This is a genomic window from Paenibacillus sp. LjRoot56 (assembly GCF_964253335.1).
GTDB classification, from domain to species: Bacteria; Bacillota; Bacilli; order Paenibacillales; family NBRC-103111; genus Paenibacillus_E; species Paenibacillus_E allorhizoplanae.
In genome coordinates this window covers 1,251,154-1,275,924 of the sequence record NZ_CAXURV020000001.1, presented here as the reverse complement: position 1 = coordinate 1,275,924, position 24,771 = coordinate 1,251,154, and the positions used below count along the sequence as shown (strand labels likewise).

The following is a 24,771-nucleotide window of genomic DNA, read 5'->3' as shown; positions in this document are numbered from 1 at the left end:
CCTTTGTATCTCATGTATTTAGCCTTTATTTAATGGCGTTAACCGCTTCATCTTCCGTCTCATATAGCTTGAAAATGCTGCTAAAGCCCGACATATCAAAAACTTCCTTCACTTGGTCATTCATACGAGCTAGCGCTAGCTTGCCTTGAATGACTTTGACCATTTTGGCAGCGGATAGCAAGCTTCTTAGTCCTGCACTGCTGACATAATCCAATCCTTGCAGATTAAATACGAACTTGCCATTACCTTGCTCCACTAGCTTAGCGAACGCCGATTCCAAGCTTGCGGATGTATTTCCATCCAATCTGCCCTGTAAGCTCACTAGCACAATGTCACCTTGCACCTGCTCGGTAATATTCATGAAACACCCTCCTCTTGGATCCGATTTTTTCTCATTAGCAGCACATTCTCCTCATTCAAACGCTCATATCGAAGTTCATCCATAACTTGCCGGACAAAGTGGATACCAAGTCCCCCGATCCCTCGTTCTTCAATGCTCTGGTCGGTGCGGGGGCTGGATTTGAGCAGTGGATTAAAAGGAATTCCCCGATCGCTCAGACAAAGCTCCCAACCATCGGGCGTTTGCCCAACATCAAGGCGAATCGTATGCATCCCATTTTGAGCAGATGGGTAGCCGTATAAAATAATGTTTGTTACTAACTCATCGCAGACCAAATTGATTTGAAACAGAGACTTCTCATCCATGCCGAGGGATCCTGATATGCCTTGGATAAAGGCAGCTAGACGCTCTAGCTCTTGTAAATCGTTGCGCAATACGATGGACTCAATACCCAAGGGCGATCACTCCTACGACATTTTCAACAGCATGTTTTCAAGCAATCGTACTCTTGCACTTGACGCGTGAAGCATCCCGATCCCTATCTCCGGATATAACCTCACTAAGCGAGACAAGCTCTCCCCTTGTAAGGTAAGGACACGTACCTCATCAAAAATGACCTGTGCAGTAACCGATGACGGGGAGCCATCTAACGCAGTCGTTTCACCAACCGCTTGCTTAGGTCCCAAAACGCCAATCGTCGATGTCTCACCGACACCCGTCTCATTGCTTAATTCAACATGCCCTTCAATAAGGAGATACATGGCAGCGTTCGATTCTCCCCGCCGCAATAAGTAAGTTAAATCCTCGTGCACTTCTTCCGTCGCAATCCCCGCAATTAACCCTAATTCATCAACCGACAAATCCGCGAATAAGCTGACTTGCTTCAAGAAAATTACTTTATCCAGCATTGTTAAAAATTTACGGTCTTCTTTCATATCTGCACGCTCCAATGCGCTTAGTGCGTAGATGGAAATATCCTTGAGCCAGCTATCTGACCATGTTGTAGCTTCTTGCAGCAGCCCCAGCGGCTGTATTTCCTCCATAACATCTGTCACACCTTGTTGCTTTAACTGGTCTAACAACGCATAAGCCAATTTACGATCGCCGAGCCCCTCCGCAAGGACCTCTAAACCATTCTCACGAAGTTCAATGTTCTCGTCTTGAATGGCTTCACGCAGCGTCATAATGATTCGCTCATCGACGAGTTTAGCCATGACTGCCCATGCTCCATCAATGAGTGCCTCATGCAGCTCTCCACATCGTTCCTTCGCCAATTCCGCTAATCCTGTCAGGCCAAGCTTCTCTAACGCAGCAGGCAATGCACGCTCTTGCGTTGATGCTTGCAGACGCTGCGCACACAGTTCAACGAGCAGTGAATGCAGTCTACCTTCATCCAATAGCTCAGCGAGTGTGGTTACAACGGCATTCCAAATGAATGGATTCGGATGGTGACTATACTTCAGCAAGATCGGCAGTGCTTTATCACCCATATCCACAAATGCTTGCAGAATGGCTTTGCGCAGCTCTTGATCTGCCATAGACACCATACCTAGCATCATTGGGATGCTTTCCACATGCTGAAGCTTACCGATACAATGCGCAGCTGCTACCTTCACGGCAGGACGCTCCTCATCGAGTAACGAAACGACCCAAGCCGTGTACGTATTCAGTTTCAAATCAGCTACGGTATGGCAGCCATATACGGCCCATTCGCCGCCGGTATCTAGCATTTTGATAATGGCTTCGTCGCAAGCCGCGTAGCTTTCTTCACTTTCTAGGGCGTACAGGGCTTTGACGCCCTCATGTACGACCTTCGGATGCGTATCCAACAGCTTTACACGGATAAAGAAATGGGACTGACTTTTCAGATGCGAAGCCTTTGAAATCAACTTCACGCACTCAGCGCGAACCTCTGGATCCTCATCCTCCAGGAAGGATGCGACCTGCACGAGGTCTTGAATCGTGGCACCCTGCAAGTTCATCGCACGTAATACCGCAATGCGAATCCGCGAGCTCTCTTCCCCAATCATTTGGATCAAATGCGGCAAGAACGCGGAATCTTTGGCTTTACCAATAATTTCTAGAGCTAGTTCTCGCACGTAATCATTCGGATGCTTCAGATAGGCTAGGATAGCCGATAACGCTTTGGAGCTGCGAATGCCCCCGATAAAAGAGCTCGCGATTTCTGATAAGTCACCGTGAAGGGATTGAACACTTTTGACCAATTCACGAATATACAAATGGCGGCCGAACCAAGCTACAACGACTAGAATTCCTGCAATCACCACGCCTAACCATGCCAGAGGCGATAGTTGAAGGAGACCAAACGAGTACAGCATAGAGAAGAGCGAGCCAATGAGAATACCGCCAGAAGCTGCAACCCCTTGCGCGAAATAACGATAGCCATCCCTTTTGGAGATTGGCATCATTTTGAAGAAAAGCTGATAACAAGGCTCTGCAATGTAGTACAGCAAAATATAAAACACCGCATAGGATCCGGAAACCATGACCAATCCGAGCGACTGATTCATGAATAATGCTGTGAGGCCGAAGCCGCTGAAGAAGATGATCGTGATGCCTAATAATATATTACTGGCGCCTAACCAGTTCATTAAGCGCGTAGATACCGTTTGTAACAATAAGCAGAACGTAAATTGAATCGCTGTGATTAAGCCATAAAACGAGGTCAAATCTCCCTCATTAGAGAACTTATATTCAGCAGCCGTGAAATATTGATACTCCATCATAAAATAAACAGCCGGCATCAGTGTCATTAGAGCAACCGCACACAGGAGGAAGGGACTTCGCAGCATCTGCTTCGCATAGTAGCCCGAAGTTGGCTGTTTCGCTTCGTCATCAGTGAGGGAGACAGGCTGGGCCCTATTCAGTCTCTTATCTTCCTTCAGGGTTAGCGGAACTAAATACCGCATGAGTGCCCTTCGGAAGAAGACGAAGCCGAACACCATAAGAATTGGCGCGAGTGCATACACGGCTTCCGTGCCAAGTAGTTTTCCAAGCTGATGGGCCAACAAGCCTGCGGTAATGCCACCCGTCGTTGTAGCAGCGATAAAAACGGGCATTAGTCGCTTCGCCTGTTGAGTAGGACACAAGTCAAACGCTGTACTCCACAAGAGCAAGGTTAGCTGCCTTACAACAAAGTTAGAAGAGAGAAACAGAATTGGATAGTAGTAGCGATAGTCGATGCCGCCCAGCTTAAATCCCAGGAGTACAACACCATTCAGGAAGAGAAGTCCTATCATAATAAGATAGAGCGTCGTCATCATCTTAGCCTTCGGGAGTCGGTTCGCCAGTTTGGCTAAGAGCCAGCCTTCGAGCGGCATGATAGCAGCTTCTACCATATAAATATAGGGCAAATATTGCACGCCGAAGCGCTGATTAAAAAGTGCCATGAACGCCGTGTAATTTAAGGATTCCGCAATTCCGCTAAAGTAAAAGATCGGCAGCATCATCCAAAGCTTACGACTGTCTTCTGTGCGCAGCCCTATCCACCCTTTTAAGGTTCCTTGCATATCATCAGGTCCAATCTATTAGTCTATCTGTCAAGGGGACAGTGGTTTATAAAACGCTAGTCTAGCTTCACCTTCATAATAATAATTCGGATATGTACCAATGAGTTCGAAACCATTAGCTTTGAACATCTTTTGAATGGGGAGGTATTCCGGTAAATCACACGTGTATGTCAAAATGTAACGTCCTTCTGCAGAACGGGCAAACGTTTCTAGCGCTTGAAATAACACCTTTGCAAATCCATGTCGTCGATATTCGCGGTGAACAGCTAAGTAATCCCAGAGAAATCCGCCGGATTGGTGCTCATTTTCTTTGCAACTCGTCACGGCGATAATATCACCCGTCTCATTCTCTATATACCAATGCCGGTGATTGCGCTGAGTTAAACTAAGCATTGGTGCATGACGGAAATGTTCCAACTCACCTGGTGTATGACGTTGATCATCGAAAGACACAGGTGATAGATAGAAATCTGTAATCCGTAACGCATCTTTCTCATTGGTTAATTCATGCACAGTCCAATTACTTACTTGCATCTCACAATCTCCTTAAAGTTTTCGTCAGAAAACTAGCTTTGTAAGCATCATCTTAAGAAACGGATAATGTACCATTCCATTCACCAGTCGTACCTTTTTGGAAATATTCATCGCACATATAGAAATACAATTGGGCCGCTTTATCTTGACGATTCTGTTTAATAACCATCAAGAACGCTTCACGTGCATCGTAGAACCGTCCAACCTGATAATACGTAACAGCTTGCTCGAACAAGGCTTTCGTCTTCTCTTTCAAAGCACGGATCGTTTCTGCATCACCTTGATAAACATCGAACAAGTGCAGAGGCTCTTTCACACCATCCACTTGAATTAAACCAAGATCTCGATAGAGGAAATCCTTCGGTTTTTCCAGGGCTTTTACCACGGAATCTGTGATCAGAATGGATGATCCTAGCGGTTCCGTCATCTTCTCCAGCATGGTCGCTAGGTTCACTCCGTCAGAGATAACATTGCCTTCCAACCGTTGTTCCTCCCCAATAATGCCAAGGCGGAGAGGTCCTTTATGTAAACCGATTCCGAAATCAAGCGGTGAATAACCTACACTCAATCTATGCGAGTTGTAGATATCTAGCTCCTTCCGCATCTCCACACAAGCGAGCAGCGCTTCATCTGTCTGATTCGGGAATAAAGCCATAAAACCTGCGCCCAAATACTTATTCATAAGCCCTTCATGCTTGCGGACATACGGACCGAATCGTTTGAGAAACGAATTGACGAAATTAAAGTTTTCTTCTGGCGTCAGCCTCTTGGATAATTGATAAAATCCTCGGATGTTAAAAATGAGAATGGACATGTGCTGCTCCACTTGATCCCCAAGCTCAACATCTAGAATGCTTTCTTTGTTCAAGAAGCGCAGAAACTGCTGCGGAACGAATCGATAGTAGGATTGACTGAAATTCTCAACCTTAGTGATATAATCTCGAATACGCGCAGCCATGATGTTCACACTGTCGCCCAGGTCCGACACTTCATCCCGTGTATTAATTTTAACGACAGTATCCCAGTTCCCTTTCGCAATTTCACCGACACTGTTGCGAAGCTTCCAAATAGAAGATAGAAGAACATACGTCATGAGCACAAGCACAAGCAGCAAACCTATCGAGATAAAAGCGATATTGCGAATAATCGAATTTAGAACCGATTGACGATGCTTCAGCAAGCCGTCTAAGTTCTTACTTGTTTCGAAAACACCGACAATTTTACCCGAGGAATTAAAAATAGGTGCAATGGCATAGCGCCATTCTCCAGAGAAATCCTCCCATTGTCCTGTTGCCGTCTTACCTTCCAGCACTACTTGTTGGTTCTCTGGCGTTTGTTGGAAAGGATTAAACATATGCATGCCATCATCGTCTTCTAGAATGCGATAAATGACGCCATCTTCGTATTTGTATACAGCCTTATAAAAGCCTTGATTATCATCCCGCGCATTGTTTTCAAAAACAGATTGAATCTTCTTGCGGAAAGATTGATACGTGGTCCCTCCATAATCTAAAGGGGATGTGAGGCTTTCCAATTTGTCACCATCAACAAGGTTTTGCCCGTTTTTGGCAAGTAAGATTAGCTCACTAAACGTCTCTTCTTCCATTTTCTTAGAGAAACTGTTGTAAATGACGGTAGAGAGAAGAATCATCGAGAAAGCAATGACAGGAATGAGAATGAAGATTTGCTTCACCATAAGCGGCAAGCGTCTCTTCAGGATGTTAACGAATATGATTTTGATGGCATATAGCACTAGCAAAATGAATGCTACGGCAATCGACCATACCAGGATTGCATGGTTTTGAGCAGACCGACTAAATTCCGCTTCAACTAAGGAAGGCGTAATCGTACCATCGGGAAGTCGGCGATTAATTTGAGCTGACTCTACGATAATAAGACTGCCATCAGGACCAATACTGCTCGTAGTCGCGTCAAAAGCAAGCTCCACGCCACTCGCTTTGGCCTTCTCGTCGTTAACAATCCCCTCTAATACATAAGGTTGTTTCGGATCCAGCCTTGTAATCATACGCGAGTTAAAATCAATGAAAATCAACCGTCCCTGATGATCCAAGTGGAAGCTCTCTGGGAAGTTGCGTCGTGTGCGATCTATCCCAGGCAGCGGATAAACCAGTTCGGATCGACCTTCGCTCCAAGCACGATAAATTTCACCGCTTCGCGTGGAATAATAAATTTCACCTGGCTTAAATCCGTCTGCTTCTGACACGTATTTATTGTCTGGGAGCGTAATCGAATACGTTAACTTAGGCTCAGTGGTTGTACTGTTGCCAACTGGTGTTTCGTATAAAGATAACTTCTTCACTTCATCATTGAAAAAGTACACCTTACCCTCATGTACCTGTACATTGCGCAAGGAGCCAAGTCGATATCTCTTAACCTGAGCGTCGCCATATTCCTGAGTGAATAGGCTGCGATCAAACTCACCATCTGGTTTATAGCGCACAATTTGTTCGGATTTAACAGCAATCCCATAGGGATCTAATAAGGTACGAATCGTATATAAATAGCCCTGATCATCAACCGCCATATCGTTAAAACGATAGACTTCACCATTCTTCCCCGTTTCACTCGTAATGGAGAATTGAAGAATGCCTTGGGCATCCAGTTTATGTATCGTTTTCTTGGCGTTATCGATGACGAATAAGTTATTCTGCGAGTCTGAGATGGCCTTCGATAATCCGTCGAAAGGCATGCTTTTTTTCCATGGCCACAGCTGGATGCTATCTTGGTGTGTGCCCAGGTAAGTACCTGCAGCACCCAGTAGCAGCAAGACGAGCAGCAATGCCGCAATCGATTTCTTCATCGCTTGTAATCTCCTCTTAATATGTAATCTGAATGATTTGCATAGCTGCGTTCCAGTCGACACCTAGGCCTAAGGACTCGGAAATGAATCTTAATGGCACATAGGTCCTACCATCTAGCAGCAAGGATGGTCCATCTATCACGACAGGCTGTCCATCTATGTAAGCCGTAACTTGATTAATAGAGCTTGTAATGGTTGTATATTCCGTGCTCACCGTGACTGTAAAGCTCTCCGGATCCCAATCTACCGCCGCTCCAAACGATTCCGAAACGGATCTAATAGGTAAATAGGCTTGTCCATTTATTATAACAGGCGGAGCGGCAAATTTGATAGAAATATTGGAAGAAAGCACGTTTTCTGCCGAAAGAGGTTGAATCGTGACAGGAACCTCAGCAAGGTCAGCAGAAGCAGGGATAGAAGTTATACTCGCCAAGCTATCGGCTGCTGCTGCAAGTTCCTGCAGCTCCTCTGGTGCGTACTTCAACTTCTCCTGCTGTTGAAGCTCACCCAGCAGCTTCTCTACCTGCTGTTCCAGCTTCGCTTGTACGGCCTCATTTGTTGGCAGTTCCGCCAGCAAAGCCTGTACCGCGTCCAGCTTCGCGAACAGCGCGGCCTTCTGCGTCGACAGCTTCGCTGCCTCGACGGCCTCGATCGAGCGGGTCAGCGTCGCCACCCGCTCCGTGTCCTGCTGCGCCTGCGCTGCGCTCAGCGCAGCCAGCAGTTTCTGCTTCGCTGCTGCGAGCAAAGCCAGACCCTCGGATGCGCCCGACTCCGCATCCGCGAGCTGCGCCTGCGTCGCGAGAAGCTGCTGCAGCAAGGCTGCAGCGGCTTCCGGCTCGCCGGCGGCGAGGGCTTGCTCCAGCTTCTGCTGCTGGAGCGCGGCTTGAGAGGCCAGCTGATCCTCGCTGGCCTGGCCATCAGTGGCGGCGGGGGTGCCGTCGCCGCCTGTGCCTGTAGAGCCATCGCCCGGCTCGGCCGGCGACGCTTCCTCGGACAGCGCTGCGATCAGCGCGTCCGGGTTGTTCACGAGCGCCATCTGCGAGAGCGCGGCTTTGGTGTCGCCTTTGAGCAGCGCCTCCAACATGCCGAGCTGGGCCTGCGCGTCCTTGATCTGCACAGCGAGATCTGCGATCTCGCTGTGCTTCATGGCGGCAACAGCGGCAGTTTTGGCCGCTTCTAGTTTCTCTATGTCTTGTTTTAGCGTATCTATTTTCCCTTGAAGCTGTTCAGGTGTCTCAAGGGAGGCAATCGTGCCTGGCTCCTTGATTTCAACGGTCACTTTCATCGCATCCACGGCCTTTTGGGAAAGAACTGCAGAGCTCGGTGGATCTGTTAGTGCGCTAGGATCTAAAACATCATCCATACCAACCCAAGGAGCTCCTGGCGTATCTGATTGATACACCATCCCTTGTCCCGATGATGCCATTGTAGCGGTAGCCGCATTAAAAGCCGCAGGCGTTAACGCTTCTAGCTTCACTTTGTACGAGCCGATAATGACCGTTCCTAAGCCTTGGTCCTCACCGTCAGAGTCTTCACCCTGCCCAGCATTCTCGGCGTTGTCACCGGTTCCGCTTCCATCAGCAGAACCGTCTCCACCGCCAACACCATTGGCGCCACCAGTATCTGCATTTCCTTTGCCGCCATTACTTCCAGCATTTCCTTGATTCCCGTTATTTCCTGTATTTCCCGAGTTTCCGTTATTCCCATTGTTTCCAGTACTGCCATCACTTCCTGCTTGTCCATTCGGACCCGTACTTCCGTCCGCACCAGCACTCCCGCTTGCGTCTCCGGAAGTCACGCCGTTCTCAGTGCTAGCTGCAACTAACTGCCCTGTACTTCCTTTTCCGTCAAGCGGCAGCGTCTGAATGACTTCTCCTTTTTTATAGAGCACGACCTTAAGCTGATCAATTTGACTGAATTTTAGCGTTAAATTCCGCAACGACTTATTGATTTTCGTCCGCTTCCCAACGCGTTTACCGTCTTTGGTAAATACGGCGTAGTCCGTTGCTCCCAGTTTCTTGCTTACATTTATGCTGAAATCGCTAAGCAACTGTCCAACCGCAGGTTTCAGCTTCCAAGTACCCAATGGCGCTTTCGGTTTCTGCGGTTTCATCGGCGACAACCCATCATCGAGATCACGATACGGCAAAATCCCTTCTCGAAGCGTACGATTCACCGCTCCACCTGTTCCAAGATCGAGCTTGCCAAGTGCTAATTTATAGGCAATTTGCGCTGCCACAATTTGTTGATCTGCCTGATCAACTGCATCTTTATAGGTTTGAAGCTCCTCTGATTTCATCAAGCTGAGCTTCAGCTTTTGGTTCGCCTTCGCTAAATTGGATACCGCATTATCCTTATCACGCAATGCTTGCGCATAAGCTTCTTCCGCTCCCTTAGCTTCCAAGAAAGATTGACGTACAGCTGCAATTACAGCATTTCGGCTTTCTTTTTCCTGCAGCTGAGCCTTGTTCTGCTCCATGGTTGCAAGTGGTAAAGCATTCGTCAGGTCATCCAAATAGCGCAGCCCATCAAATTCACCTTGCAGCAGTGACTTCGGAATGGGAATGAACCCGAGCAGCATAAAAAAGCCCTGCCAATCCTCTTTCACTCGCCCAAGTGTTTCATCATAGCTTGCTTGAAAAAGCTCCATATCGATTTCTTGCTCTTTAAATAACCCATCCATCACCCTCATGCGAGCCGGGCCAAATTTATTGCTATATAAATTACGAGTCGTGTTCAGCTTTTCATCCGCCAAACGACGAGCCTCCGTATCTCTTAACAGGCTTAATGTTGTCTTCTGTCCCATAGCTAGATAGGTAGGCAGCATTTTCTCATTCAAATCCGCGTAATCCGGTTGAAACGAAAGCTCTACTTTACTTTCCATATCCAGCTGCAGTAATTTACCTAGTGCCAAACGACTAGACTTCGCCGTCAATTGTGCCTGTTTGTAGTCAGAGGATGCCTTCTCTAGTGCTTTGTCCACTTTGTCCTGTTCAGCCGCATCTGCGAGACCGAATTTCCGCTTCTTAAGGACCGTGTCGACGGATGTTTTGGCTTCCTCCACTTTCTTGCGAGAACGTTCCTCCGCCACAGCATCTTGATAAGCGGTTAAATAGCTTTTCTCGATCTCATATCGAGCTGAATCCCCTTGCTGCCGCAAGGTTTCCTGGGCCAAATACAACTGCGATCTGGCATCTGGCACCTTCATTCGTGTACCAATATCCTGGCTTAAATTATGGGGCCTGGCGAATAATCCGGCAGCTTTGGCTTCCTCATTGTTAACCGTATGCTGCGCTTGTTCCAGCTCGATTCTTTTCTTCAGGACATCCGTTCTGGCATCGCGCAGCTGTGGACTCTTCTGGAGCCCTTGTTTAATCGCATCCTGCATGGTCAAAGCCTTAACCCCGGCAGCTTCCACCCGTGCACTTGCCGTCAGGATTGAGGATGTCGCAAGTAGACTTACGAGCCCTATTTTCACCATATTCAAACCATTCAGAACAAACCCCTCCGCTCACGTACTTCTCTCTCTTTATAGTACAATATCTCTACCACTCTCGCATCCATTCTTTGGAGAAAAATAGCGAAATCTAGCGAATATAGGATTAGATTGCCGCATATAACCTTTTCTAGTAGTATAAAAGAAAGATGAAAGCACATTTTGCCGAATTATTGCACGGGAAATAATTTCAAGGAAGGGGCTTGTATCATGGGGAATATCGTATGCGGCGGTGCGATGCTGCAATGCACGTTCGGTGCCGCACCCAGCTCGTTAATGGTGCTTCCTGCAAATATGGTCATGACTGCGATGCCAATTGCCAACATTATGGATAATAAGCCCATGGTGAATATACTGCCGTTTGGGATGTGCAATTCCCCATCTAATCCGATGGTGGCAGCAGCAACCGCTGCGGCTTTTGGCGTTTTGACCCCGATGCCTTGCATCCCAGTCACAGCAGCCCCTTGGGTACCCGGAGCCCCAACTGTCCTTGTCGCGAATATGCCCGCGCTCAACAATAGCTCCAAATGCATGTGTAACTGGGGCGGCGTTATTTCCGTTCAACAGCCTGGTCAGATGACGATTCAGGTCCCATAAATTCTTTCTTTTTTACAATTGAAATAAGGAGTGAGAGCATTGGAGCCGATTAAAACGATTGAGAAAGTGCTAAAGCCTATCGTAGCACCTTTCATCGGACATATAATGAAAGCCATCCTGACCGTCGGAAGGCTGCCTAAGCTAGCGATTATTAAATTTCAGCAAATCATGCGAACCATGTTACAAACGCGTGAATCCTCTTTAAAAAACTACGTTTTGATCGGCTCCTACTACATCTCCAAAAGACTGCTTATTTTCATCCTATTATTCCTGCTCGTTCTAGCTTACTTCATCTTCATACGCCCGCCTGCGATCGTAAACAAATGGCTTAACCGTGTCCCCGTGCTTCAGGAAAACTCACCTAAACTGGGCAGCTTCTCGGGGAGTGGTAAAATTGTTGCTGATCCCAAAAAAGACAAAAAAGAAGCCCGCTATGTTGGCGATTTGGTAGATGGTCTTTATTCTGGTAAAGGTAAGCTTTACCATGACAACGGCATTCTCGCATACGAAGGCGATTATGAAAAAGGCCTCAAAAATGGGAACGGCGCTCTCTATGATGAGCAAGGACACCTGACGTATAAAGGCGCCTTCACGGCTGATGTCTATAACGGCCCTGGCGCGCTGTACGATGAGAAGCAGAGAGTCATCTATATCGGTGAGTTTCAAAATGGCAAATTCGGCGGGGCTGGCAAATTGTTTGTACCCAGCGGTGACCTGCTTTATGAAGGAGCCTTCAATGGCGGCATGTATAATGGCGCTGGCAAGCTCTTCTCCTCGGGAGGCATCACCCAATATGAAGGAGAATTCTCCGCAAGTTTGTATAATGGGGCTGGCAAGCTTTTTGATGCGAAGGGTATTCTCATGTACGAAGGCGGCTTCAAAAATGGCAGCTACTCAGGCGAAGGCACGGAGTTCTACCCTAGCGGCATGATGAAGTATAAAGGTCAATTTCTTGTAGGTTTATATAACGGCGAGGGCACCTCTTTTGATGAAAAAGGTGTACCGCGCCTCAAGGGCGCGTTCCAGAGCGGCGCCCTGACCGGCGCCGGAGAAGCGTATGACGAGTTAGGTAAACTCGTCTACAAAGGGGATTTCAAGGCGAGCGTCTATGACGGCCTTGGCACGTTGTTTGACGCAGACGGCGCGCCGCTGCTGCGGAGCTTCTGGGCAGGCGGCGCTGTCAGCCTGCAGGGCTTCATCGGTTTGTCCAGCAAGAAAGTCGAAGACTTGCTGGGCAAACCAGCGGAAGTGACGCTGCAGGATGACAGCGTCATGCTCGCGGGCCAGGAGGCGGCGGTCGCAGACGCCTCCGATGTTGCTTCGCCGCCTGCCGATGCGGCAGGCGCGGGAGCTAGCGTGGCAGCAGGCGTGAAGCTGCTGCTGAGCTACCCGGCCTACCAGCTGTCGCTGCTGGTAGAGCCGTCGAAGACCAACCCGAAGGAAGCGGTCGTTACGTCGCTTAGCATCTGGGGCTCGAAGCCTCTAGCTTTGCTGCAGCCAGGCATCGAGACGTTCAAGAAGCTGAACGAGCCGAACGATGCAGGCTACAGCGTGATGGAATTGGAAGTTGGCGCAGGTGCTGGCGCGTATAAGAACAGTTACTTTAAGGGTGATTATGTGTTCACCTTCACCCATTTCAATAAAACCAAAGAAGCTCACCTGTTACAGGTGAGTTCGACGAAATAAAAGCCTCTAGCCATGGTTTCCGTGGCTGAGGCTTTTTTATTACAACACTATTAACCCTCACGAAAATCTTGCAGGATCCTGCTCGCTCCATTGCGGTCCTCAACTTGCAGTTTATTCAAAATCATTGAAACGTAGTTGGCAACGGTTTTGGCACTGATATTTAGACGTGTGCCGATCTGGGCATTGGTGTGACCTTCAGCAATCCGCTCCAGAATCTCCATTTCACGCTTGGACAGTTCAGATAGTGCCGGATGTTCCGAGGGATTGAGTGTTCTCGGTTCCGAGAAGAAATGCATCATGCGTGCCGCAATATCAGAACTGAACACGGCGCCGCCATTACCAACTATGCGGACAGACTGAAGCAGCTCAATTTCGTCAGCGTCTTTAAGCACATAGCCTTTGGCTCCAACACGCATGGCGGTAAAGACCGATTGATCGTCACGGAACATGGTGAGAATTAGCACATGGATGTGCGGATATTTCTCTTTGACTAACCGGGTCGCTTCAATCCCATTGAGCCCTGGCATTCGAATGTCCATTAATATCAAATCAGGCTGACATTGTTCCACGAGCCTCAAAACTTCATCTCCAGACGCCGCTTCTCCAACGACGATCAAATCTTCCGTGGTTTGAAGCAAATTTCGGACACCGCTTCGAAATATCGGATGATCATCTGCTATCATTATTTTCATCGTCTGTCATTCTCCTCTACACCGATTTAAACTACGTTCAAGACAAGGGAATGACCGCCAAAACCCTGGTCCCTCCGCCTGCTGGCCGGTCAATGTTGCAGTGCCCCCCCAATTCAGCCGCCCTTTCCCGCATGGAAACCAGCCCGATCCCGCTTTTCCCCCCAGCAACTGGATTGACTGACAAAGGAGCAAAGTGTGATCCATTATCTCTAATTTCTACCTGAAGCTGACCGGTTTCAGGTACTTCCAGCCGTACCGTACAGGAGGTAGCATTCGTGTGTTTTACGACATTCACTAAAGCCTCCGTGACAATTCGATACACCGCTACTTCAACAGCTGCTGGAAGGGAAGGCAGCGGCCCAGGAGCATGTAGCCCAATGTTCAGCGCTTCAGCGCCCTTCTCCCCTGCAAGCATTACCGCAGGCTTAGACAGGAGGGTAATCCGTTCCTGTATAGCCCCGATTAGCCCAAGCTCATCCAGTGTTGGGGGACGCAGGTCATGAACCAGTGTGCGAATTTCATCCACCGTTGAGCGGATGACTTTACGCAAGTCCGCCAGCATGTCAATCGCTACTTTAGGCTGTTTCTCGACATAAGTCTGAGCAGTCGCTGCATTCAGCGCAAGGGCGGCCAGCTTAGGCGCCAAATCATCGTGCAAATTATTACGAATGTACAGGCGCTCTTCTTCCCGCGCTAACACCAGCTTTTCCCTAGACTCCTGCAAATCCTGTGCTAGCAGCTTCATCCCCTGCGTCATATGCCAATTCTCCACAATCGGACCAGCTTGCCTGAGGAGAACATCCAAAAATTTATTGTCTTCCGCCGTAAATACTTCCCCTGCTGATCGGCTGGCAATGTGCAACGTTCCCAGTTCTATACCGCGATGAATAATCGGCAGGACATGTTGCTCATACAGCAGGCTGCCAGCCGAAGCCACTAATGTCGTCTGTCCGCCGATACCGGTATAGATTGCCGTATATGGAATTCGCAGCGCATCCTTCACCGTTCTTACTACAGCATGCAGCATGGCATCTGGATCCTGAGGTTGAATCAACTGATTGCCTAGCTCAAGCAGCACCGTGTAAGGATCGTCGTGGCGCCCTTTCATCAGCCGATTTATTTGCCGTTGCAACCATTCTTTCAGAGGAGCGAAAGCTACCGCCACAACCCCGGTTGCCAGTAACGAAGCGACATAATGATCCTGAGTTTGAAATACACGGCTTAAATATAAAACGGTCACTGTATAAATGAGCACAATGGAAACTGACAAAGATATATAAACCAGGGTTCGTTTGACCAGCGGATCAATGTTCCACAGTCTTTGCCGCAGTACGGCGAACATTAATGTAATGGGAATAGCCGTAAGGGAGGCATTCAATACGCCGTTCAAATACACATAAGTCATCGCTGTTCCATCATTAAGACTAGGGTCAAACAACGCACTCATGCCAATGAATCCAACAATGCCAATGGAAGCTCCATAAACAACCCATTTCGTTTGTTGCCGCTCGGCAGCAGTAGCCCTATTTCGATACCGATAGACTTGGGAATAGATCAAAATAAGCGTGGATGAGCCATACCAGAGTAACTGGAATATAGGCGGGATATGAAACTCTTCCCACATCTGCCCTTCATAAACGAGCGTCATCACATCCACGATCATAATGAGTATAAAAACGTAACGCGACCAATTGGGTACGAATTTGCCATTCGGAAATAGCAAGAGAAATAAGGATAAGGAAACCCAACTTAGCATGGAGACACCTAAGAACCAATAATGTGTAAAAACAGTTCCTTCGGAAGCCGCCATGACCAACGATGGAAACGATGATCCGAAAGACACCATCGCGACGACTGCCACCAGCCCCATTGGTTCCTGGAATCCTTTCCAAAGCACGATCGCCGATGTCATATAAAAAACGAATGTAAACAAAACATCAATGAGTACGAATAACAGTCCAAATTGCTCCAAGCTAAACCCATTTGCCGGTAAAGGCATGGCAGGAACGAGATTACCGCAGCCTTGCAGGATACATTTCCCTACCAGTACTTTGTAGTACTGTGGAATCAAACTTACATATAGCGTAGCTGTCATTAGACTGAAGCTGAGTACAAAAAGCTGCGCAATCCGCATCGACCACACTACTTGCCGATTGTTAACAATTTTCGAAGTACCTGCTTTGCTCAGATGTAACATCTTCATACACCGCCATTCTTTCTTCATGAATCTTTGCCTGTATGTATTATAGCTTGCAGGAACGTTAGCTGAATATGGATATTGAGCAATTTCCCGACTCGGACCGTCGATTCCCAAATCGCACCCGCAAATATTCCCAAAAACCAGGAACACAATGCTCTATTCTCCGTGATTTCCCTTCCAGTAATCTAAACATATGAGCAACACACTTAACCAATTGGAGGATGAGTAAAAATGACAGAGCAAAAAGTTATCAAATGGCTAGGCATGATTTGTATTTTAGCAGGAATTGCAAGAATGGGGATGACCCCTGCCTCGCTAATTTGGGGAACGGATAGCACACAAGAATTGACGACAGGCTTAATTGCTTGCATTCTCATGTCCGTCGGATCCATCGCTTTTTACCAAGTACAATCCCGTGAAACAGGGGTCACCGGTTTCATCACAATCCTCGCTATCATCATTGGAAATATACTAACAACTGCGATGTTGTGGTCCCAATTTGCTGCTGGCGGCGCAGATGCGGTCCAACCGGAAGGGTTGCTGGTTAACATTTCACGAATGTTCGGTATGATTGGTTTCCTTGGAGGTACTTTAGTGTTCATGATCCTGACTTTCTTGGCAAAAGTATTCCCTCGTTGGGTACCTGCACTCATGCTGATTATGATTCTCGCCATGTTCTTGCCGATTGCCGATAATAAATATTTTGCTTTCTTCTGGGGATTGTCGTACGTAGGCATGGGGTACTGCATCTGGGCTAAAAAGTTGATGAACACTGCGTCACCAGCATCACAACTCATTTATAATCGCGATGAATTGATTTCTGGGTAAATGAAACGGGCTGTCGCCCAGACGCACACAGACCGCTCTTCTCCAGCAGGAGAAGAGCGGTCTTCTGGCTTAGAAACTACTTGAACACTGAAATAAGCCTGAGGTGAGCCTCCGGCTTATGATTGATCCCCATTCGGTCATGCTAACGGACCTGACGGCCTTAATTCACTGAAATTCAGCAAATTTCAATTGCTAACGGACACAAGGAGCGTTATTTACTGTTTTGTGCGCTCATTTAGCGCTGATAAATGCAAATAACAGCCGCGTAGTCCGTTAGAATTTGTTTTCCCTGATTTCTAGTCAAATAGCGGCTCCCCTGTCCGTTAGAATGGCCGCTCCCAGCCAACAAAGCCCGATCGAGATTCATCACTCGAACGGGCCCTTTTTTACACCTTTTGCTCAACTCCATCATCACTCAACTGACTTGCGAATAACGCAATATCCGCCTTGGTTACAGGAGTAACGAGCGCAAGCTCCTTCTCAAGTGCCGTTTTAATCTGCTCCCGAGCCTCTTGCGTTCGACCTAGTTGCTGAAGCGTTCGCGCATAGAAGTAATAGGACTCCGCGTGCTTAGGCGTTTTGGCAATCACCTTCGTATACATTTCATCAGCCTCATTCAGACGACCGAGCATATAGTAGTTTTGCGCTAAGTTATCCATAATGGTGATATCGTTGTCATTGTAGGCGTAAGCCTCGAGATTATAAGTAAGTGCTTCTTCCAAGTCTCCCTGCAAAATTTGAAAATAGCCATAATTCCCATAAACCAGCGTGTTCTTTACCTCGTTTGCTAGTTCTTGCAACATGCTCAAAGCCTCATCCCGCTTGTTCTTCAACCAGTACACCGTGGCCACATTGAGCTTCGCTTGTATACGAATATCTGAAGCTTTTGCTGATTGCAGGACCTCTTCGAACATTTGCTCCGCCTTGGTAAGATCACCTGTCTTCATTAATAGGTAGCCATATCCAATCTGATGCTTCGGCAGAAAGGCGTTCGAGACATACGCTTTTTCCATCCAAACCAACGCTTGCTCACGATCACCCTTCATATAGGCCAGATTCCCCCTCTGAGCGTACATAGCAGATCGGTTCACATAAACAAAATAACCTAGGATAACCACAATTGCAGCTACTCCAATTAACCAGTTAACCTGAAACGCCATAACAATTAAGAGAATTACAACGATAAGCTTAAGAATACTTTTGAGGATAGGCGGCATGCATACTTCTCTCCTTTACAAACTCTAGTAAGTTGTAAACATTGTACCAAAAAAGTAGACACTTCTCCTAAACAAAAAAAAGACCGTATGACCACCTGATGTTCAGTTGGCTTCGGTCTTATTTATTGCCTATGGCAGCGCTAGTTTCCCCAAGATCGTCGGTCTTTCCGCTCCCGTCGCCGCTGGTACATTGTTCGGCTCTCCTTGGATGAAGGCATTGCCAAGCAAGGCAAACAGTATCGCTTCCTTCGCATCGCAGGATATGCCCAGCTCATCTGATGTAAGAATGGTCTGGTCTGGCAGCAGTTCACCAAGCATGCGAAGCAGCGTGCGATTATGCGCACCGCCTCCACTCACGATCACTTCCGCAATGCTACACTGTGGCAAAATGTATTCCTGATACCCGCGAGCAATCGTATGTGCGGTAAAAGCTGTCGCTGTCGCCACGATATCCTCGTGCGAAAGCCCCTGCTCCAGTGCAGAAACCAGCCATGCCGAGGCATAGGCTTTCCCGAACATTTCACGTCCCGTTGTCTTCGGAGGCGGTTCTTGGAAATAGGGATGTGCAAGCATGTCCGCTAGCAATCCGTTATGTACCTTTCCTTTGGCAGCCCAGTCCCCACTGGCATCGTATGAAAGCTTCCCTTTGGATAGCTCATACACAACCTGATCCATCACCATATTCCCCGGGCCGGTATCAAAAGCAATCATACCGCCATCTGCACTAGCGGCCGGCAGTGCTGTGCAGTTGCCAATTCCGCCTATGTTTTGAAGGATTCGGCCTTTAGCCGCATCTCTGAACATGAGATCGTCGCCATAAGGAACTAGCGGCGCACCTTGCCCGCCAACAGCTATATCGGCTGTCCTGAAATCGCCGACGACGGGTTTCCCTGTTCGCTTGGCAATCACAGACAGATCCCCGATTTGCAGCGTTGATTTGGGAAGAAAACGGTCCGCTTCATCCGCTACTGGGATGTGCCAGATCGTCTGCCCATGCGTCGAAATCAGATCGATGTCGTCCATGCTCATATTTGCTGCTTGAGCTGTTTGGATTACGGCATCTGCGAAACGCTCTGCGATGGCGAAATTCATGCCACACACTTGCGCAACATCGGAATGTTCGATCGTGCATAATCGCTTAAGCTTTTCTCGCATCTCGTCATCGAAAGGCAGACTCTCAAAGTGAAGCAGCTTGATACTTGTTTCTATACCACGGCCCTCGATGTGGACAATGGCGACATCAATGCCATCTAGGGAGGTGCCTGACATGAGCCCCGCTATGGTTAGGGAAGCTTTATTCAGAAGTGTACGCAACATGATAACTCATCTCCATTCTTTCATTTTTGCTGAAATAAGCTCAAACGGATTAGAAAGGGAACGTAGATGTCCTAAATTGGCCGAAATCGGACGAAACGATACCTAAGGGGAACGTCGAGGCACTATCGGGTCGATTTTCGTGCGTTATGACGGTTTTCAACAAAATAGGATACTGTAGTTCCCTCTCGATGACGATTTTATCTATTCCCTCCAAGATAGAGCATTCTAGTTCCCTGTCCATGGCCTGGGAGGCCTTATGGGTTAATACCTTTTATTTTCAACAAATCTATTGGGATTGCGAGAGTATGAGATTGTGCAGCCTTGGCCGAATTTGTAAAATGTGTTCCGTTCGACCGAAATGAACCCGGTTAGTAAGAAAAATGACTTGTAGATCCTGCTCAGGCTCGAACAACAGGCTCGTCCCTGTAAAACCCGTATGTCCGAATGATTGCTCGGAGACATAGTCACCGCCAAACAAGAAGTTTCTCGGATTTCTAAGCAACCAACCCAGCCCCCGAAACTCTTGGTCAAACGGTGTAAAGTTACGGGATGACAGCTCGATGGCTGCTCTGGAAATCATTCTTCTCCCCTTGAAGACGCCCTTCTGCCGGATCATTTCAACATAATTCGCTACATCGTGAACCGTCGAAAATAGCCCCGCATGACCGCTTACTCCGTGCATGAGCTCCGCTTTTTCATCGTGAACAATGCCTGCCTTGTACGCTTGACGCTGTTCAGAAAACTCAGTAACCGCATAACGCGTTTCCGCAAAGGTTGGACAAAACCCCGTTTCCGTCATCTCCAACGGTTCAAATATCTCCCGTTTGAGATAGGTGCCGAAGGCTTCACCAGTCACAGATTCAATGATCAGATAGAGCAATATCAGGCCAATATCACTATACACAACCTTGGTTCCAGGGGGATGAAGCGGCCGTTCGTTTAAGATCAGATCAACCAGTTCATCTCGAGATAGATGCATCAGTCCTCGCATACCTGGGATATCCGCCCTAAGCCCAGAGGAATGTGTTAGCAAATGTACGATCCGAATGGGCTCTTCCTGAAAGTAGCGAAATTGCGGTAAAAAACTCCCAATCGGATCAGCCAAAGTAAGTTTCCCTTGATCCATCAATCGAAGCACCGCCGGCAGCGTTGCAACCACCTTGGTCAAAGAAGCCAAATCAAAAACCGTATCCACGCTCATCGGAGCAGCTTCCGGATACATTACTCGGCTCCCATAGGCTTGCTTCACTACTTCCTTTCCTCTTTGAGCAATATAAAGGACCGCACCAGGTAGATGTCCTGCGGCAATTTCTTGTTCGATGAAGTTGCTTATCTTAGCGATATCCCAATTGGACATGCCGGTTGATCTCCTTTCGCTTTGCTTTGAACCCGCAAGTGAGTTAGTCGATAAAATTGACTATCTTGCTCCAAATAGCGGTTCTGACCGGGCAGTTAGTCGAAATATTTGACTATCTCGCTCCAAAAAGCAACTCTGCACGGGCAGTTAGTCGAAATATTCGACTATCTCTCTTCAAAAAGCAACTCTGCACGGGCAGTTAGTCGAAATATTCGACTATCTCTCTTCAAAAAGCAACTCTGCACGGGAGTTAGTCGAAATATTCGACTTACAGACTCCAAAAGTCCATCCTGCGCTCCCGTAAGTCGAAAAAATCGACTTACAGACTCTAAAAATCCATCCCGTTCTCGCGTAAGTCGAAATAATCGACTTACGCATCAGTCACTGGGAAAAATTTACTTTCCCCTTACGTCACTGACCGCTCTCCCATCTCCAGCCCGCTGGATAGTCAGCGCCAAGCGACACCGGCAAACGACCTTGTGGTGTCACCATTCCGAGCAGAGCACGCGCCGTACTATGCAGCGCCAGCGGTCGGCTTTCATAGGCCGCAACGAACGTCGTTACGTCCGGGAACTCTAGCAGGTCGTATGGCACGCGCAGCGCGACAACGACCAGCGGCTTGCCGAGCGCTTGCAGTTCGCGCACCAGCGCGACCTGCGCAGGATGGAATCGGGCGTTGTACGTCCCGATGACGATCTGCTCCGCAGCCTGCGCATCCGCAAGCACCGCGGCGCGGCGCTCGTTCACCTCCGCAAGCGGGAGCACGCGATCGATCACGTCCAAGCCGTGCTCGGCCAGCGCAGCGCCCAAGCTTGCGACGCCCGCGTACGCTTCGTCGACGCCCGACGAAACGGCCGCGGCCACGGTGATCGCGAGCGTCCGCACGCGCGGCAGCGGCAGCAACCCCTGCTCGTCCTTGACGAGCGTGATGCTTGCTTCGCTAAGGCGCGCAGCAACCGCGTAATGCGCCGCGGTCCCGACCTCAAGAGCAGCCTCACCACGCGGCTGCTCCGCAATAACCCCGCGGCGCGCTTTCAAAGCGAGCAAACGCTCCACCGAAGCATCAATATGCGCTTCAGAGATACGCCCTTCGCGCACAGCCTGCTCGATCGCCGCAATGGCACCGACCTGCAGGTCGCGTCTATGGCTGATCAACACCAGATCAGCCCCTGCTTCAACCGCCATGACGGCAGCGGCAACCGTGCCGTAGTGCTCAGAGATCGCGTGCATCTCCATACAATCGGTCATGATGACACCGTCATAGCCAAGCTCTTCTCTTAGTAATCCGGTTAGAACTGTCTTTGAAAGTGTTACCGGCAGTTTCTTAGACTCTAATGCTGGAAAATAAATATGCGAGGACATAATCGCATCGACTCCACCCTCAATCGCCTCTACGAAAGGTACCAACTCCACCGTACGAATCCGTGCTTCATCATGTGTAATTGTTGGCAAATCCAGATGGGAATCGGTATTCGTGTCCCCATGACCAGGAAAATGCTTAGCGGTTGCCACGACATTTGCGTCTTGGAAGCCCCGTACAGCCTCTCGGCCATACTGAGCGACTTTCTCCGGCGACTCGCCGAATGAGCGCACACCAATAACCGGATTATCCGGGTTGTTGTTCACATCCAGATCCGGCGCGAAGTTCAGATTGATACCGAGCGAGCGCAGCTCTTTACCCGAAATAAGGGACGCTTCATACGCTCCCTCTGGACCTGCATCTCCGGCGGCTATCGCCATAGAACCCGGCATGAGAGCGACCCCCTCGGTAATGCGGGCAACCATGCCGCCCTCTTGATCGATGGAAATCCAGAGCGGCAATGTGCCGTTACGCTCCGCTATTTCCTGTAAACGGCCGGATAACTCAGCAATTTGCTTGGTATTCTGTACATTACGGGCAAAATAAATAACACCGCCGATGCGCTGTTCCGCGATTAGCGTTTCCAGCGATTCTGACGGTTCCGTGCCTTCAAATCCGCAAAGAATCATCTGTCCGATTTTCTCCTGCAGCGACATCTCATGAATTTCTCTCATCTTTATTACCATCCCTTGTCACTTAATCACTGCAAACGGTTCAGCGCCATGAGCGCAGCACCGCTAGCGGCATCTCTCTTTGGTGTTATAGAGGTCATAGCTGGATAACGTTCTTTAAGCCCATTAATAAAAGCTGTTTGAATGAAGCTATTCTTTAGCAGCGCACTCCCAGCCATCGCAAGAACGCCTTCTTGCATCGAAAGTTTTTCCGTAACAGGTACAACCAGTTCTAGCAACGAACGGGCACTTTTGTCGGCGATAGCCAATGCCGGTTCATCCCCAAGCTCGCATGCTTGGGATAAAATAGGTGCAAGCGCAGCGATATCCTTCTTATTGGTCTGTTTGTCATAGACAAACCCGATGATTTGCTGAATCGATGTCATACCTAATTGCTCAAACACCATTCCTGTAATGACCGTCGCAGGCAACCGTCCATCATGAGCCCGTACAACGACAGAAAGCAGATCTCTTCCTATGCTGTAGCCACTGCCCTCGTCATCAATGAGGTAGCCATAGCCGCCGGCACGATGGGTGTCACCAGCTTCATTTTTGCCATAACAAATTGAACCTGTCCCTGCGATTAGAATGATCCCCAGTTCTCTGTTATGTGCACCACATAGCGCAGTATCTTGATCGCCGGTTATGAACAATGGTCCCTCATAGCCACAAGCCCGAACACTGGATTCCAAACGGGTCGTGACCGTTGGATTGCTCACGCCAGCCGCCCCGATGCACACTTGCGCGCAGTGATGAAGCCCATCGCATACGCGATCAATTGTCCGAAAAATTTCCGCTAGACTTGCTTGAACACTTGCCTCATCCTGGCCATTATAGTTAATAGCCCCCGATGTAAACGTGTGAACTTCGAGACCGTTCTCATCGACGATGGTTACTGCGGTTTTCGTACCTCCGCCATCTAGTCCCACTGCATATCTCTTCATATATGAACGTCCCCTCCGAATGCCTCTAATGCTCTCTAATACAGATGAAATGTCTGCTTTCTGCGAGCAAATTCACGGCTCTCCTCACGGAATTGTTCCAGCATAGCCGGAACGTCAACTCCCGTCTCACGATAGTGGCTGCCGCCGCCAAGCAAATCAATGAATGGTCTTGAACCTTCTTTAAATGGTGGTAAAAATGAAAATTGCTCATAATTCTTCTGAATCGTGTACATCAACGTAACGCCTATATCGATGGGGCGAACCGCACGGTTATCGAGCACGTGAACTTGCACGCCTGCGCATTGTTCTCCCTGAAATTTAGAAAAAGTCGGTTTAAAATAGACAGGGCGGAACACGACACCTGGCAGCTTTTTCCCATTCATTTCATCCGCTAACTGGTGCGCATCGATGAACGGAGCACCTATGATCTCAAATGGAGCTGTCGTTCCTCTGCCTTCTGATAGATTTGTTCCTTCAATAATGCAAGTGCCGGGATAAAGCACCACGGTCTCAAATCGAGGAATACCGATGGAAGGCATAATCCATGGACGTCCTGTATCTGAGAACAACATGTTACGTTCCCAACCTTCACAGCATACAACATGCAGCTTGCAATTCAACTTCCTTTCATCGTTCGCCATCATAGCGACCTCTCCTGGCGTCAGTCCATATCGAACACTGAGTGGATAGTTGCCGACAAAGGATTCGAATCCGCTTTTGAGCACATTGCCTTCTACCGTTACGCCATCCAGCGGATTGATGCGGTCCAGAACAACAAATTCTTTACCCGCTTGCGCACAATCTTCCAAAGCATAAAGCATCGTATATATGAATGTATAATAACGAGTTCCTACATCTTGGATATCGTAGACAATGATGTCGACCTCATCCAGCATTTCCTGGGTCAGACGTTTGGAATCTTTCCGGTACAAGCTATAGACGGGAACTCCCGTCAACGAATCCACATACGTGTCGACCAGCGCACCTGCTGCTAGATCCCCACGAACCCCGTGCTCTGGCGAAAACAAAGCCACCAGGTTGAACTTCTCATGAAAGATTTGTATCGTTGATACAAAATCCTTGTTTAATCCCGTAGGTGCTGTAATCAGCCCCACACGTTTACCTTTGAACAAGTGAGCATACTTATCTATACAATCGATACCATTTAAGATCATCGCTGC

17 protein-coding genes are annotated in these 24,771 nt (G+C 48.4%); 3 read left to right on the top strand and 14 right to left on the bottom strand.

What is annotated here, in order from left to right:
* Positions 1-25: 25 nt before the first annotated feature.
* Genes ACSQ8O_RS05710 through ACSQ8O_RS05685 form a run of 6 tightly spaced genes read right to left on the bottom strand, consistent with a single transcriptional unit; the run spans position 26 to position 10,706 of the window.
* Complete coding sequence (locus ACSQ8O_RS05710) at positions 26-361, bottom strand: STAS domain-containing protein (protein ID WP_436240790.1); 336 nt, start codon at positions 359-361, stop codon at positions 26-28.
* Positions 358-795 (bottom strand): ATP-binding protein, encoded by a 438-nt coding sequence (locus tag ACSQ8O_RS05705; protein WP_436240789.1) that lies wholly within the window; start codon positions 793-795, stop codon positions 358-360. Before ACSQ8O_RS05705 ends, ACSQ8O_RS05710 begins: the two co-directional genes overlap by 4 nt.
* A gap of 12 nt (positions 796-807) precedes the next feature.
* A complete protein-coding gene (locus ACSQ8O_RS05700) occupies positions 808-3,870 on the bottom strand; it encodes an MFS transporter (RefSeq protein ID WP_436240788.1) in 3,063 nt (1,020 codons plus the stop codon).
* A 30-nt stretch (positions 3,871-3,900) separates the two neighbouring features.
* Positions 3,901-4,404, bottom strand: a complete 504-nt coding sequence (locus ACSQ8O_RS05695; RefSeq protein WP_056617842.1) for a GNAT family N-acetyltransferase — start codon at positions 4,402-4,404, stop codon at positions 3,901-3,903.
* A 52-nt stretch (positions 4,405-4,456) separates the two neighbouring features.
* Positions 4,457-7,225 (bottom strand): adenylate/guanylate cyclase domain-containing protein, encoded by a 2,769-nt coding sequence (locus tag ACSQ8O_RS05690; RefSeq protein WP_436240787.1) that lies wholly within the window; start codon positions 7,223-7,225, stop codon positions 4,457-4,459.
* A gap of 16 nt (positions 7,226-7,241) precedes the next feature.
* The gene (locus tag ACSQ8O_RS05685; protein ID WP_436241949.1) at positions 7,242-10,706 is read right to left on the bottom strand and encodes a stalk domain-containing protein; all 3,465 of its coding nucleotides are present in this window, start codon (positions 10,704-10,706) and stop codon (positions 7,242-7,244) included.
* Between the two features lie 225 nt (positions 10,707-10,931).
* On the opposite strand from ACSQ8O_RS05685, the gene ACSQ8O_RS05680 reads away from it, so the two are divergent.
* Together ACSQ8O_RS05680 and ACSQ8O_RS05675 are read left to right on the top strand one after the other, a co-directional pair.
* Entirely contained in the window at positions 10,932-11,318 is a 387-nt protein-coding gene (locus tag ACSQ8O_RS05680; protein ID WP_436240786.1) for a DUF4280 domain-containing protein, read from the top strand.
* 39 nt (positions 11,319-11,357) lie between these two features.
* Positions 11,358-13,004 (top strand): hypothetical protein, encoded by a 1,647-nt coding sequence (locus ACSQ8O_RS05675; protein WP_436240785.1) that lies wholly within the window; start codon positions 11,358-11,360, stop codon positions 13,002-13,004.
* 50 nt (positions 13,005-13,054) lie between these two features.
* Here the strand turns inward: ACSQ8O_RS05675 and ACSQ8O_RS05670 are convergent, their stop codons facing one another.
* On the bottom strand, positions 13,055-13,696 hold the full coding sequence (locus ACSQ8O_RS05670) for a response regulator (protein ID WP_436240784.1): 642 nt from the start codon (positions 13,694-13,696) through the stop codon (positions 13,055-13,057).
* Between the two features lie 37 nt (positions 13,697-13,733).
* Positions 13,734-15,899 (bottom strand): ATP-binding protein, encoded by a 2,166-nt coding sequence (locus ACSQ8O_RS05665; protein ID WP_436240783.1) that lies wholly within the window; start codon positions 15,897-15,899, stop codon positions 13,734-13,736.
* 228 nt (positions 15,900-16,127) lie between these two features.
* Here ACSQ8O_RS05665 and ACSQ8O_RS05660 point away from each other — a divergent pair, with 228 nt between their 5' ends.
* The gene (locus ACSQ8O_RS05660; RefSeq protein WP_436240782.1) at positions 16,128-16,724 is read left to right on the top strand and encodes a hypothetical protein; all 597 of its coding nucleotides are present in this window, start codon (positions 16,128-16,130) and stop codon (positions 16,722-16,724) included.
* Positions 16,725-17,110: 386 nt separating this feature from the next.
* Here the strand turns inward: ACSQ8O_RS05660 and ACSQ8O_RS05655 are convergent, their stop codons facing one another.
* The 6 genes from ACSQ8O_RS05655 to ACSQ8O_RS05630 all read right to left on the bottom strand — a co-directional run bounded on the left by ACSQ8O_RS05655 (position 17,111) and on the right by ACSQ8O_RS05630 (position 24,765).
* Positions 17,111-17,941 (bottom strand): tetratricopeptide repeat protein, encoded by an 831-nt coding sequence (locus ACSQ8O_RS05655; RefSeq protein ID WP_436240781.1) that lies wholly within the window; start codon positions 17,939-17,941, stop codon positions 17,111-17,113.
* A gap of 129 nt (positions 17,942-18,070) precedes the next feature.
* Complete coding sequence (locus tag ACSQ8O_RS05650; protein ID WP_436240780.1) at positions 18,071-19,258, bottom strand: anhydro-N-acetylmuramic acid kinase; 1,188 nt, start codon at positions 19,256-19,258, stop codon at positions 18,071-18,073.
* A gap of 286 nt (positions 19,259-19,544) precedes the next feature.
* Positions 19,545-20,615 carry a serine hydrolase domain-containing protein gene (locus ACSQ8O_RS05645; protein ID WP_436240779.1) on the bottom strand — a complete coding sequence of 357 codons (1,071 nt, stop codon included), beginning with the start codon at positions 20,613-20,615 and terminating at the stop codon, positions 19,545-19,547.
* A gap of 411 nt (positions 20,616-21,026) precedes the next feature.
* Positions 21,027-22,649 carry a beta-N-acetylhexosaminidase gene (gene nagZ, locus ACSQ8O_RS05640; RefSeq protein ID WP_436240778.1) on the bottom strand — a complete coding sequence of 541 codons (1,623 nt, stop codon included), beginning with the start codon at positions 22,647-22,649 and terminating at the stop codon, positions 21,027-21,029.
* Between the two features lie 26 nt (positions 22,650-22,675).
* A complete protein-coding gene (locus ACSQ8O_RS05635; protein WP_436240777.1) occupies positions 22,676-23,590 on the bottom strand; it encodes an N-acetylglucosamine kinase in 915 nt (304 codons plus the stop codon).
* 35 nt (positions 23,591-23,625) lie between these two features.
* Positions 23,626-24,765 carry an exo-beta-N-acetylmuramidase NamZ family protein gene (locus ACSQ8O_RS05630; protein ID WP_436240776.1) on the bottom strand — a complete coding sequence of 380 codons (1,140 nt, stop codon included), beginning with the start codon at positions 24,763-24,765 and terminating at the stop codon, positions 23,626-23,628.
* Between the last annotated feature and the right edge of the window lie 6 nt (positions 24,766-24,771).